Here is a 13,087-nt window from a genome sequence, read left to right as displayed (position 1 = left end):
ATACTGAATTGCTTACTGTAGCGTCGATGAGGTGATCGGGTTGCACATGGTCGGACACGGTGGCAAAGGCGCGTACAGGCGATGAGTGACCCGGTTCCCCGCGACGTCAAGATCGATCGAGGCGTCCCCAGTCGGATGGCCGATGTCCCGGGCCTTGCACGCGAGATCGAGGCGAGCGGTTACGACGGGTGCTGGACGGGCGAGATCAATCACGACCCGTTCCTGCCACTCGCACTCGCAGCCGAGCACACCGAACGGATCCAGATCGGCACCAGCATCGCGGTGGCTTTCGCCCGCAATCCCATGACCATGGCTCAGCTGGGTTGGGATCTGCAGACCTATTCGGGTGGACGCTTCATCCTTGGCCTGGGCACCCAGATCCAGCCGCACATCGAGAAGCGTTTCAGCATGCCGTGGAGTCACCCGGCGCGCCGGATGCGCGAGTACATCGAAGCGCTGCAGGCGATTTGGGAATGTTGGCGCGACGGCACCAAGTTGAGGTTCGAGGGCGAGTTCTACACCCACAAGATTATGACGCCGATGTTCACCCCAGAACCGTCGACGCTGCCGTTCCCCAAGGTGTTCCTCGCCGCCGTCGGTGAACTGATGACCGAGGTGTGCGGTGAGGTGGCCGACGGGCTGCTGGCGCACGCGTTCACCACGCGGCGCTATCTGGACGAGGTGACCGCGGTCGCGTTGCAGCGCGGCATGGACCGCAGCGGGCGCGACCGTGGTGACTTCGAGCTGTCCTGCCCGGTCTTCGTCGTCACCGGCGCCGACGAACAGGAGATGGCCGCGGCGTCGGTCGCCACCCGCAAACAGCTCGCGTTCTACGGTTCGACACCGGCGTACCGCAAAGTCCTCGAGCTGCACGGGTGGGGTGACCTGCACACCGATCTGCACCGGCTGTCGTTGGCCGGCCAGTGGGACGCGATGGGCGAGCTCATCGACGACGAGGTGCTCGACACGTTCGCCGTGGTCGCGCCGATCCCCGAACTGGCCGCGGCATTGCGGCGCCGTTGCGACGGCGTCATCGACCGCGTGCTGCCAGGCTTTCCCGCCGCTGTGTCCCCGGAAACCGTCAACGCGGTGCTGCAGGAGTTTCGCGAATGCCCGCCAGTGAGGAGCAACGTATGACCGTCCGCACGATCGACGAGGTCGCCAAGAAGTTCGCCAATCCGTCGGCGTATGCCGACGAGGCGGCCTTCCATGCGGACCTGGCCCACCTGCGGGCCAACGCCCCGGTGTCCTGGGTTGAGGTGCCCGGCTACAAGCCGTTCTGGGCCATCACCAAGTACAACGACATCATGGACATCGAGCGCGCCAACGACGTGTTCACCAACTCGCCCCGCCCTGTCCTGATGACGTCCGAGAACGACGACAACCAGGCTGCCGTCGGGGTGCGCACCCTGATCCACATGGATGACCCCGAGCACCGCGTGATGCGGGCCATCGGGGCGGACTGGTTCCGCCCGAAAGCCATGCGGGCGTTGAAGGTACGCGTCGACGAGCTGGCCAAGATCCACGTGGACAAGATGCTGGCCGCCGGTGGCGAATGCGACTTCGTCCAGGAAGTGGCGGTCAACTATCCGCTGTACGTGATCATGTCCCTGCTCGGGGTGCCCGAGGCCGACTTCCCGCTGATGCTGAAGCTGACGCAGGAGCTGTTCGGCAGCGACGATGACGAATACCAGCGCGACTCCGGGGACACCATGTCCGCCCTGCTGGAGATGTTCCAGTACTTCACCGCGCTGACCGCCTCGCGGCGGGAGAACCCCACCGACGACCTGGCATCGGCAATTGCCAACGCCCGCATCGACGGTGAGCCGCTCAACGACATCGAGACGGTGTCCTACTATGCGATCGTGGCGGCCGCCGGACACGACACCACGAGTGCCACGATCTCCGGCGGTATGCAGGCCCTGATCGAAAACCCTGACCAGTTGGCGCGATTGCAGGCCGATCCCGGCTTGATGGGTACGGCCACCGAGGAGATGATCCGTTGGGTGACGCCGGTGAAGGCGTTCATGCGCACCGCCGCGGTCGACACCACGGTGCGCGGTACCACGATCGCAGCAGGGGAGTCGGTGCTCCTGGCCTACCCGTCCGGCAACCGGGACGAAGAAGTGTTCACCGATCCGTTCCGGTTCGACGTCAGCCGCGATCCCAACAAGCATCTGGCGTTCGGCTACGGTGTGCACTTCTGTCTCGGGGCGGCGCTGGCGCGCATGGAGATCAACAGCTTCTTCAGTGAGCTTGTGCCACGGCTGGATTCGATGGAGCTGGCCGGCTCTCCCGCGCACACCACGACCACGTTCGTCGGCGGGCTCAAGCACCTGCCGGTGCGGTACACGCTCCGGTAGTGCGCGAAAACAACGAAAGGGCTGTTATCTGGGGGATAACAGCCCTTTCGTTTATGTCGGCGGCGAAATTACTCCGAAGCCGAGTTGCCTCGGGCCGCCGCGTGCAGCGCATCGCCGCGCGTTCCCTGCTCGTGGTGACTGAGCGCCTGAATCGAAACATCGTGGCCCTCAGCGGCTTTACGTAGAGCGCCGACGGTGGCCTGCTCCCGCGAGATGTGGGTGAACGGATCGAACGAGTACCAGCGCATGGCGTTCTCATGCGTCATCTTGTTGATCTCGTCGTCGGGGACGTTGTTCTCGGTCAGCACATCCCACAGTTCCTCGGGCGCTCCCGGCCACATCGAGTCGCTGTGTGGATAATCGGCTTCCCAACTGATGTTGTCGATGCCGATCCTGTCGCGCAACGCCACGCCGACCGGATCGGAGATGAAGCAGGTCAGGAAGTGCTCACGGAACACCTCGCTGGGCAGCTTGCCGCCGAAGTTCTGATGCGTCCAGGTCGAGTGCATCTCGTAGGTGCGGTCGACCCGCTCCAGGAAATATGGAATCCAGCCCGTGCCGCCCTCGGACAACCCGATCCTGAGATCCGGGTAATCCTTGATGGGCTTGGACCACAACAGGTCCGCGGCGGCTTGCACGATGTTCATCGGCTGCAGGGTGATCATCACGTCCAGCGGCGCGTCGGGGGCGGTAATGGCCAGCTTGCCCGACGATCCGATGTGCACGTTGAGCACGGTGTCGGTATCGCACAACGCCTTCCACAGCGGGGTCCAGTAGTCGTCGTGGAAGCTCGGGTAGCCCATGGCGGCCGGGTTCTCGGTGAAGGTCAGGGCGTGCACGCCCTTCTTCGACACCCGGCGCACCTCTTGGGCGCACGCCTCGGCGTCCCAGATCACCGGAAGTGCCATCGGGATGAAGCGAGCGGGGTAGGCGCCACACCATTCGTCGATGTGCCAGTCGTTGTAGGCCTGCACCAGCGCCAGGGAGAACTCGGGATCCTCGGTGGCGAACAGCCTTCCGGCGAAGCCCGGGAAAGACGGGAAGCAGATGGAGCCGAGGATGCCGCCGGCGTTCATGTCCTTGACCCGCTCGTCGACGTTGTAGCAGCCCTTGCGGATCTCGTCGAGGCCCTGGGGTTCGAGGCCGTACTCCTCTTTGGGGCGGCCGGCGACCGCGTTGAGCGCGACGTTGGGGATGACGATGTCGCGGAACTGCCAGGTGTCGCTGCCGTCGGGGTTGTGCACCAGGCGTGGTGCCTCGTCGGCGTATTTCTTGGGCAGGTGGTTCTTGAACATGTCAGGTGGTTCGACGATGTGATCGTCCACGCTGATCAGGATCATGTCGTCTTTATTCACGAACGCGCTCCATTCACGACGGCCTTACCGTAATAGCAACAGTTTAGACCGTGCATCGCCTCCTGGGCCAGGCGATCAGCAGATTCGCCGGGTCAGCAGCAGCGCGCCCCTGGATTGGCCTCCGTGTTGCGGTGCCGCATCTTCCAATAGTCGCGCTCGGACAGCACCGGCTGGTCCGGGTGCGTCCGCTCCCGATGCGCTACGTAGCGCCGGTAGTGGTTGTCACCCATCAATGTTGACCAGTACCAGCCGATGTGGCGTGCGGCCTGGCGTGTGCTCCGGGTAAGGCGTCCCACTGCTTCTGCACCTCCTTCTCGACCTGGGTGGGGATCAGTCCCGACGGGGCGAAGATTCGCGACGGAACCTCCTCATCCACGGCCAGCGGCCTGGCGGCGCCGCGCAGCGCCTGCAGCGCCATCACCACCCCTGCGATGAACACGATCAGCACCAGTACCGCGAACACCACCGACAGGGTGCCCTGGATGAAGGTGTTGCGGATGACGGCGTCGATCTGATCGGGGGTCTTCGCTGCGCCGAACGTCGACTTTCCGGCCTCCTGGGCCGCGACATATTGCGAATGCTGCTTCCAGTAACCGACTTTCGGGTCGGCGGAGAAGATCTTCTGCCACGATGCCGTCATCGTCACCGTCAGGTCCCACAACAACGGAAGCCCCGGTATCCAGGCCCACTTCACCAAGCCGCGTTTGATCACCACAACGGTGACCACCGTCAACGCGATCGCGGCCAGCAGCTGATTCGCGATGCCGAACAGCGGGAACAAGGTGTTGATGCCGCCCAGCGGATCCGTCACACCCATCAGCAGGATGGAACCCCACGCGGCGACCACGATGATCGAGCAGGCCCACGCGCCGACGCGCCAGCTGGGATCGCGCAACTTCTTCAGCGGCCCACCGAGATTGCCGAGGCCGTCCGACAGCATGAACCGGGCCACCCGGGTGCCGGCGTCGACCGTGGTGAGGATGAACAACGCCTCGAACATGATCGCGAAGTGATACCAGAAGGCCTTGAGGCTCTCTCCGCCGAACACCTGGTGGAGCACCTCGGACATGCCGAACGCCAGGGTGGGGGCGCCGCCGGTGCGCGACACGATCGACTGCTCGCCGACGCCGTCGGCGGCCGCGGTGATCTCCTGGGCCGTCATGGGCTGACCGGACAGGCCAAGGCCGTTGACGTAATCGGCCGCGGTCTGCGCGGTGGTGCCGGTGGCCGCCGTCGGCGCATTGATCGCGAAATACAGGTGCTGGTTGAGGATCGCGGCGGTGATCAGGGCCATGATCGCGACGAAAGACTCGGTGAGCATGCCGCCGTAGCCGATCAGCCGCATCTGGCTTTCCTTCTCCAGCAACTTGGGCGTGGTGCCCGAGGAGATCAGCGCGTGAAAGCCCGACAGTGCACCGCACGCGATGGTGATGAACAGGAACGGGAACAACGAGCCGGCGAACACCGGGCCGGTGCCACTGGCGGCGAACTGCGAGATCGCGGGTGCCTGCATCACCGGCCGGGCGATCAGGATGCCGAGGGCCAGCAGGGCGATGGTGCCGACCTTCATGAACGTCGACAGGTAATCGCGCGGGGCCAGCAGGAACCACACCGGCAACACCGAAGCGGCCAGGCCGTAGATGATGATGCACCACGACAGGGTGACCTTGGAGAGCGTGAACCAGTCAGCACCCCAGTCGGTTTCGGCGACCCAACCGCCGGAGATCACCGCGAGCAGCAGGAGCGCGACGCCGATGAGGGACACCTCCGACACCCGTCCGGGGCGGAAGAAACGCAGATACAGACCCATGAAGATGGCGATCGGGATCGTCATCGCGATCGAGAACACGCCCCACGGGCTCTCGGCCAGTGCGTTGACCACCACCAGGGCCAGCACCGCCAACAGGATCACCATGATCACCAGCACGCCGACGATCGCCGCCACGCCACCGACCACGCCGAGCTCGTCGCGTGCCATCTGCCCCAGCGAACGGCCGCGGCGGCGCACCGAGATGGACAGCACCAGATAGTCCTGCACGCAGCCGGCCACCACCGCGCCGATGATGATCCAGATGGTCCCCGGCAGATAGCCCATCTGCATGGCCAGCACCGGGCCGACCAGCGGCCCCGCTCCGGCGATCGCGGCGAAGTGATGACCGAACAGCACGCGCCGGTCGGTCGGCATGTAGTCGGTGCCGTTCTCGAAAAGCTCTGCCGGGGTGGCATTGTCGTCGCGCGGCCGGACGATCTTCATCTCGATCAGCCGGGCGTAGAACCGGAAGCCGATCACATAGGTGCAGATCGCGGCGATCACGAACCAGACCGCGTTGACGGTCTCACCGCGGAAGAAGGCGATGACTGCCCAAGCGACTGCGCCGAGCACCGCGACCGTCGCGAAGATCGCCTTGTGTTTGACGGTGATCGGAGAGCGGTCGATGATCGCCACCGGCGGAAGGTCTTTGTCGGTGCGGATATAGGTGATGTCGCCGTCGTGGTCCTCGATGCGATCCGCCGGTGGGGCATCCGGTGTTGCCACGGTCTCTCCTTGCTCGCCCAGTGTCGTACGCGTCGGGTGTGATCTTTTCATCGAGCCAAACCGCACGGCATCGAATCCCGGTTTCCGCACCCTAACCAGGTGAACGGCGCCGCGTCAGGTGAGGAAGGCGCGCACGGTGTCGATCGTGTCGGCTTCGTCCGGGGTTTTGTCGTCGCGATAGCGCAGGACCCTGGCGAACCGCAGCGCGACACCGCCGGGGTAGCGGCTCGACCTCTGGACGCCGTCGAAGGCGATCTCGACGACCTGCTCGGGCCGTACGGTGACCACCCAGCCGTCGTCGTCGACCTGCAGTTCCCGGAAGCGCTCGGTCTGCCACGCCAGCATCGCGTCGGTCATGCCCTTGAAAGTCTTGCCCAGCATCACGAACCCACCGGTGTCCGGATCCCGTGCGCCCAGATGGATGTTGGACAGCTTGCCGGTGCGGCGGCCCGACCCCCATTCCACCGCCAGCACCACCAGATCCAGGGTGTGCACCGGTTTGACCTTGAGCCAGCCGGCGCCGCGGCGGCCGGCCTCATACGGTGCCGTCGGCGACTTCGCCATCACGCCCTCATGGCCGGCGGCCAGGGTGCGGTCCAGGAAGTCCTGCGCGACCGCGCCATCTGAGGTGACGACGCGGTCGACGCGCCGGTCCTGCGGTACCAGCGCATCGAGTGCAGTCAGCCGCTGCTCGGTGGGCAGGTCGAGCAGGTCCTGGCCATCGATGTGCAACAGATCGAAGAAGAACACCGACAGCGGTTCGAGGTCGTTTGCGGTCTTGCGGCCGAACCGGGCGGCCGTAACCTGAAACGGCTGCGGGCGCCCGTCAACCCGCAGCGCGATGGCCTCCGCATCGGCGATCAGATCGGTGGCAGGAAGTGCCAGTGTCGCCGCGACCACCTCGGGCAGTCGGTGGGTGACGTCGTCCAGGCTGCGGGTATAGACCGAGACCTCCGAGCCGCTGCGGTGGATCTGTACGCGCGCGCCGTCCAGCTTGGCCTCGAGAACCGCTGTACCGCCGAGCCGTTCGAGCGCGTCGGCGACACCGGTCGCGGTCTGTGCGAGCATCGGCCCGACCGGGCGGCCGACCTGCAAACTGAACTCGGCCAGGGCGGCCCGGCCACCGGTGAGCGCCGCTGCGGCCACCGCGGGCAGGTCACCGGCGAGCATCGCCGCCCGCCGGACCTCGACCGCCGGGACACCGGATGCTCGGGCCACCGCGTCGGCCATCACGCCCGCCAGGGCGCCCTGCCGCAGCTCGCCGCCCAGGAGCCGCCGGAGGAACGTCTGCTCAGTGTCGGTGGCCGCCGCGAAAAGGTCGCGCACTGAATCGGCGCGCAGCGCCTGAGAGCCCTTGCCCGCGATTCCTTTGATGTCGGTGAATGCAGTGTCGACGCCGGTGACGGTCAATGAAGGGATCTCCGCCGGCGTCGGGAGCGAGCGCAACGCCGCCCAACCGACCCCGATCTGGCGTTGGGGGAGTTCCCCGGACAACCAGGACACCGTGACCGCGACCGTGCGGCCGTCCCCGTCCGTGGCGGCCACCGACAACAGGGCGGCGATGCGGTCGATCTTGGCCAGGCGCGCCGAGGATCCCGCGATGTCGGCGGATGCGGCAGCGACGTCAGCGAGCAACACGCCCTCAGCGTGCCACGGAGCTCAGACAACCTCCGGCGCTTGGCCGAGCACCCGAGTCAGGACCGCGGCCTCCGACTGCAGCTCCGATGCCCGTTCATGATGCCCGTTGGCGATGTATTCGTTTGCCGCCGAGAGTCGTTCGTCGACCTCGGCCTGAATGAGGTCGCGCACCTCCTCGTCGCTGAGCACTCGGCGCGCCACCTCCGTGGAGCCGACACCCGACACCGCGCCGGCGATCGTTCCGCCGATGCGGGTATCGGTCTGATCGGCCTGCGGTGTCTCGGCGTTGTCGATGGCGCTCAACGCCGACCGGATCGCGGCCGTGCTGATGGTGTCGCGGGCCTTGCGTGCCGACAGCAGGGACTCGCGGAGTCGGTCGCGCCAAAGTTCTGCCGGGGTCATGGCGGACGAACTTAACCGGGCTGGCGGGCAGCGTCGAGGGATTTACGCACGCTCGTCCGCGGCGAGGGTGCGCGAAATGCCGACGATATGCGGTGTGTCGGGGGACAGACACGCACTCAGTGTGAATGTGGTGATGCCGCTGTTGCGGTGGTTGGGTTCTTTTCACCTGGTGTTTGGCTCAGACACGCACTGCCACCTCTGTGGGTTGGCATTCGAGCATTCTGCCGACATCAGGTGGGAAGGACCGACCGGCGTGACTTGATAGGAGCGTGGCACCGCCCCCACTGAGATGTGTCCGCCGGCCGGCCCAACCTTCACTCATCCACCTCTTGATGAAAGAAGGCACTGTCCATGGTGATTGTTGGCACCGATGTGCACAAGCGCACCCACACCTTCGTTGCGGTCAACGAAGCGGGCGCCAAATTGGGTGAAAAAGTCGTCCCCGCGACCACAGACGGGCACCACACAGCGTTGCAGTGGGCACGCAGTCAGTTCGGCGACGACCTGCTCTGGGGCATCGAAGATTGCCGCAATCTATCGGCCCGCCTCGAGCGCGACTTACTCTCCGCGGGCCAACGTGTGGTGCGGGTAGCCCCCAAGCTGATGGCCCAGACCCGAGCCTGCGCCCGCACTCGCGGCAAGTCCGATCCCATCGATGCGCTGGCCGTCGCACACGCGGTGTTGCGGTATCCCGACCTGCCCGTCGCCGCCCACGACCCAGTGTCGCGGGAGTTGAAACTGCTCGTAGATCGACGCGAAGACCTTGTCGCTCAACGGACCTCAACGATCAACCGACTGCTCGGCCGTATCCATGAACTCGACCCGGCCCGCACCCCCAAAAGCGGTGCACTGGACCGGACCAAGACCCGTAACGAACTTGGCAACTGGCTCGACACCCTGCACGGACTGCTCGCCGAGCTGGCCCGCGACGAACTCGACGACATCACCCGACTCACCGACACCATCAACGCCCTGGCCGCCCGAATCGGCCAGCACGTCCACGACGTCGCCCCCGAACTGCTTGCCCTGCAAGGCTGCGGTGAGTTGACCGCAGCCAAACTCGTCGGCGAAACCGCCGGAGTAAAGCGGTTCAAAAGCGAGGCGGCGTTCGCCCGCCACAGCGGCACCGCCCCCATCCCCGTGTGGTCGGGTAACACCGCCGGACGCGTCCGCCTCACACGCTCAGGCAACCGCCAACTCAACGCCGCCCTCTACCGCATCGCCATTACCCAGATCCGAATCGCCGACAGTCCCGGACAGCTCTACTACCGCAAACGCCTCGCCCACGGCGACTCGTCCACCGAAGCCCTACGCTGCCTCAAACGCCGCCTCGCCCGCATCGTCTACCGCCGACTCCATACCGACGAACAAGCACGCCTCAACGACCCCCAACCCGCCGCCGCTTGACATAGGAGCAATGGTCGCGGTGCAGGGCGACCAAAATAGCGAACCCGAAAGGCTTACGGGAAGGGTTGATGGGATAGGTTGCTTTACGATTTCGGTCATTTTTGGAAAGGAAGCTAGATGGAGATCGAAGGCAAGAAGGCTATCGTCGTCGGCGGCGCGTCGGGCTTCGGCCGCGCGACCGCTGAGACACTGGCCAAGCGCGGCGCCAGCGTGGCTGTGCTGGACCGGCCGCAATCCAAGGGCCAGGAAGTGGCCGACGAGATCGGCGGCTCGTTCTTCCCCGTCGACGTCACCGACTTCGACGGCACCGAAAAGGTGCTGGAAGAGGCCGTGGCCGCCCTGGGTGGCCTGCACATCATCGTGACCACCGCAGGCGGCGGCATCGGCGAGCGCACCATCAAGAAGGACGGTCCGCACAGCCTGGATTCGTTCCGCTCCACCATTGACCTCAACCTGATCGGCACGTTCAACATCAGCCGGCTCGCCGCCTGGCACATGAGCAAGAACGAGCCGGTCGACGAAGAGGCCGAAGAGCGCGGCGTCATCATCAACACCGCCTCCATCGCGGCGTTCGAGGGTCAGATCGGCCAGGTCGCCTACACGGCGTCCAAGGCTGCCATCGCCGGAATGTGCCTGACCATGGCGCGCGACCTGGGCAGCCTGGGAATCCGGGTGCTGGCCATCGCGCCGAGCCTGTTCGCCACCGGCCTGACCGAGGGCATCCCCGACGAGTTCGCCGCGGTGCTCACCAAGGACGCCGCTTTCCCGAAGCGCCTGGGCAAGCCCGAGGAGTACGCCAAACTCGCCGTCGCGATCGCCGAGAACCCCATGCTCAACGGTCAGTGCCTGCGTCTGGACGCCGGCCAGCGCTTCGCCCCCAAGTAGAGTGAATTCCGGCGTGATCGAGGGCGCGCCCCGCGTCAGCGATCACGCCGGAACCCACACCGGGAGGCGTCATGGCGACCATTGCAGACCAAGTCATCTCCGCACTCACACTGAGTGGGGTAAGGCGGGTCTACGGCCTTCCCGGTGACAGTCTCAACGGATTCACCGACGCCATCCGGCGCAGCGGCGAGATCACCTGGCAGCACGTCCGCCACGAGGAGACCGCCGCATTCGCCGCGGCCGCCGACGCCGCACTGACCGGCCAGCTGGCGGTGTGCGCGGGCAGTTGCGGCCCGGGCAATCTGCACTTGATCAACGGGCTGTTCGACGCGCAGCGCAGCCGGGTCCCGGTGCTGGCCATCGCCGCCCACATTCCACGTACCGAGATCGGGTCGGAGTACTTCCAGGAAACCCACCCGCAGGATCTCTTCCGCGAGTGCAGCGTCTACTGCGAACTGGTCAGCACCCCCGAGATGGCGCCGCGCATCCTGGAGATGGCGATGCGAGCGGCCGTCGAGGACAACGGCGTCGCGGTCGTCGTCATCCCCGGCGAGATCTTCCTGCAGCGCACGGGGGAGAGCGCTTGGGCGACGTGTCCGGTGCGACCGACCCGATCGATCGTGCGTCCCGACGACGAGTCGGTGCGTCGGGCCGCCGACATCCTCAACGCCGCCGAGCGTGTCACGATCCTGGGCGGCGCGGGCGTAGCCGGTTCGCATGATGCGCTGATCGAGCTGGCCTCGACGCTGCAGGCGCCGATCGTCCATGCGTTGCGCGGCAAGGAATTCATCGAGTACGACAACCCGTTCGACGTGGGCATGACCGGGCTGCTCGGCTTCGCCTCCGGGTACAAGGCCATCAAAGAGGCCGACACGCTACTGATGCTGGGCACCGACTTTCCGTATCAGCAGTTCTACCCAGAAGGCGCCACCGTCATCCAGGTCGACATCCGTGGTCGCAACCTCGGCCGCCGGACGCCGGTCGATCTGGGCTTGCGCGGCAGCGTCGCCGACACCCTGGCCGCGCTGCAACCGCTGCTGCGGCCCAAGACCACTCGTGAGCACCTCGACCGGTCGCTACGCCACTACCGCAAGACCCGCGCCACGCTCGACTCACTGGCCGTCAACGACCGCGACAAGACCCCGATCCGGCCGGAATATGTTGCCGCACTGGCCAACCGATTGGCCTCCGACGATGCCGTGTTCACCTGTGACGTCGGGTCTCCGGTGGTGTGGGCGGCGCGATACGTGACCATGAACGGCCGCCGCAGGCTGATCGGGTCGTTCAACCACGGCACCATGGCCAACGCGCTCCCGCACGCCATCGGTGCGCAGACCGCGTTGCCGGGCCGGCAGGTGGTCGCGTTGGCCGGCGACGGTGGACTGACCATGCTCTTCGGCGAGCTGGTGACGCTGAGTCAGAACAAGCTGCCGGTGAAGCTGATCGTGTTCAACAACTCATCGCTGAACTTCGTCGAGCTGGAGATGAAGGCCGCCGGCATCGTCACGTTCGGCACCGACCTGGTCAACCCGGACTTCGCCGCGGTGGCCCAGGCCATGGGAATGTTCGGCCGTCGTGTCACCGAACCGGGTGAGTTGGAACGGGCCCTGACCGATGCCTTCTCCCACGACGGCCCCGCACTCGTCGACGTACATACCGCACGTCAGGAGCTGTCGATACCTCCGGCGATCACCGTCGAACAGGCAAAAGGCTTCTCGCTCTACGCGATCCGCACCATCCTGGCCGGGCGCGCCGACGAACTCCTGGACCTGGCCACCACCAACGTCGCCCGCCGCATCCTGGACTGACGCTCAAGCCGGCCGAGGAATGGCGGCCGCCGTGCTCTGGCCCAGCCATCTCGGGATGGCCCGGCGAACATCGGCGGATCCTGACAACGCGACACTGCCGTCGAGCACCGCCCGGGCCCAGCCGACATCGCCGCGCCAGATCTCGACCAGGGCGCGCAGGTCGGCCTGCACGGTCCCGGCCAGCTCGTAGCCAGGATCGAAATCGCAGACGTCGGCCTGCCCGTCGCTCACCGTCAGCCACCACCTGGACGCTTTGGGGTCGACGCCGTCGAGGATGAACGCGACGGTGGTGCGCGACCGCGGCCAGTCGGCGATGGGGATGGTGCGGCGCATGTCCCACATCAGCAGGTGCGGATCGAGATCCTGCTCGCCGAGCTCACCGATCCACCGCACCCCCCACGACCCGAGCGCGTCCACCACCCCGGCGAGTTCCTGCCCGCACGGGGTCAGCGAATAGCTCGTCCGCCCATCGATCTCAGAACGCTCGATCACCCCGGCGCGGGTCAGCGACTTCAGCCGCTTGGACAACAGCGCGGGAGACATCTTCGGTACCCCGCGACGCAGCTCGTTGAAGTGCGCGCTGCCCCGCAGCAGTTCCCGGACCACCAGCAAGGTCCAGCGTTCGTCGAGCAATTCCATGGCCTTGGCCACGGGACAGAACTGGCCATACGTCGACATCGGCGGTCTTCCCTC

11 protein-coding genes are annotated in these 13,087 nt (G+C 66.0%); 5 read left to right on the top strand and 6 right to left on the bottom strand.

What is annotated here, in order from left to right; translation table 11 throughout:
• The first annotated feature begins 81 nt into the window (after positions 1-81).
• Positions 82-1,137, top strand: coding sequence for an LLM class F420-dependent oxidoreductase (locus AB0876_RS27960; protein ID WP_526043482.1), 1,056 nt, complete (start codon positions 82-84; stop codon positions 1,135-1,137).
• Positions 1,134-2,363 (top strand): cytochrome P450, encoded by a 1,230-nt coding sequence (locus AB0876_RS27955; RefSeq protein WP_526043481.1) that lies wholly within the window; start codon positions 1,134-1,136, stop codon positions 2,361-2,363. The genes AB0876_RS27960 and AB0876_RS27955 overlap by 4 nt, the downstream gene beginning before the upstream one ends.
• A gap of 68 nt (positions 2,364-2,431) precedes the next feature.
• Here AB0876_RS27955 and AB0876_RS27950 read toward each other — a convergent pair whose 3' ends face one another.
• From AB0876_RS27950 to AB0876_RS27930, 5 genes are all read right to left on the bottom strand, one after another.
• Positions 2,432-3,718 carry an amidohydrolase family protein gene (locus AB0876_RS27950; protein WP_491838494.1) on the bottom strand — a complete coding sequence of 429 codons (1,287 nt, stop codon included), beginning with the start codon at positions 3,716-3,718 and terminating at the stop codon, positions 2,432-2,434.
• A gap of 92 nt (positions 3,719-3,810) precedes the next feature.
• Positions 3,811-3,948: a CstA-like transporter-associated (seleno)protein gene (locus AB0876_RS27945; protein WP_491838495.1), complete on the bottom strand. Its 138-nt coding sequence runs from the start codon at positions 3,946-3,948 to the stop codon at positions 3,811-3,813.
• Positions 3,948-6,254: a carbon starvation CstA family protein gene (locus AB0876_RS27940; RefSeq protein WP_491838496.1), complete on the bottom strand. Its 2,307-nt coding sequence runs from the start codon at positions 6,252-6,254 to the stop codon at positions 3,948-3,950. Before AB0876_RS27940 ends, AB0876_RS27945 begins: the two co-directional genes overlap by 1 nt.
• A gap of 114 nt (positions 6,255-6,368) precedes the next feature.
• Complete coding sequence (locus AB0876_RS27935; protein WP_491838497.1) at positions 6,369-7,892, bottom strand: ATP-dependent DNA ligase; 1,524 nt, start codon at positions 7,890-7,892, stop codon at positions 6,369-6,371.
• A gap of 21 nt (positions 7,893-7,913) precedes the next feature.
• Entirely contained in the window at positions 7,914-8,294 is a 381-nt protein-coding gene (locus AB0876_RS27930; protein WP_491838498.1) for a GatB/YqeY domain-containing protein, read from the bottom strand.
• 351 nt (positions 8,295-8,645) lie between these two features.
• Between AB0876_RS27930 and AB0876_RS27925 the strand changes: the two genes are divergently transcribed.
• The 3 genes from AB0876_RS27925 (at position 8,646) to poxB (ending at position 12,394) form a co-directional block, all read left to right on the top strand.
• Positions 8,646-9,701, top strand: a complete 1,056-nt coding sequence (locus tag AB0876_RS27925) for an IS110 family RNA-guided transposase (protein WP_055115655.1) — start codon at positions 8,646-8,648, stop codon at positions 9,699-9,701.
• A gap of 117 nt (positions 9,702-9,818) precedes the next feature.
• Entirely contained in the window at positions 9,819-10,586 is a 768-nt protein-coding gene (locus AB0876_RS27920) for an SDR family NAD(P)-dependent oxidoreductase (protein ID WP_491838499.1), read from the top strand.
• A gap of 71 nt (positions 10,587-10,657) precedes the next feature.
• Complete coding sequence (gene poxB, locus AB0876_RS27915) at positions 10,658-12,394, top strand: ubiquinone-dependent pyruvate dehydrogenase (RefSeq protein ID WP_526043480.1); 1,737 nt, start codon at positions 10,658-10,660, stop codon at positions 12,392-12,394.
• A 3-nt stretch (positions 12,395-12,397) separates the two neighbouring features.
• On the opposite strand, the gene AB0876_RS27910 is transcribed toward poxB, so the two are convergent.
• Positions 12,398-13,072 (bottom strand): winged helix-turn-helix transcriptional regulator, encoded by a 675-nt coding sequence (locus tag AB0876_RS27910; RefSeq protein ID WP_491838501.1) that lies wholly within the window; start codon positions 13,070-13,072, stop codon positions 12,398-12,400.
• Positions 13,073-13,087 lie beyond the last annotated feature (15 nt).

Source organism: Mycobacterium sp. NPDC049093, assembly GCF_040704635.1.
Lineage (GTDB): Bacteria > Actinomycetota > Actinomycetes > Mycobacteriales > Mycobacteriaceae > Mycobacterium.
The sequence above is the reverse complement of the archived record's forward strand: the minus strand, read 5'-3'. Positions and strand labels throughout refer to the sequence as shown.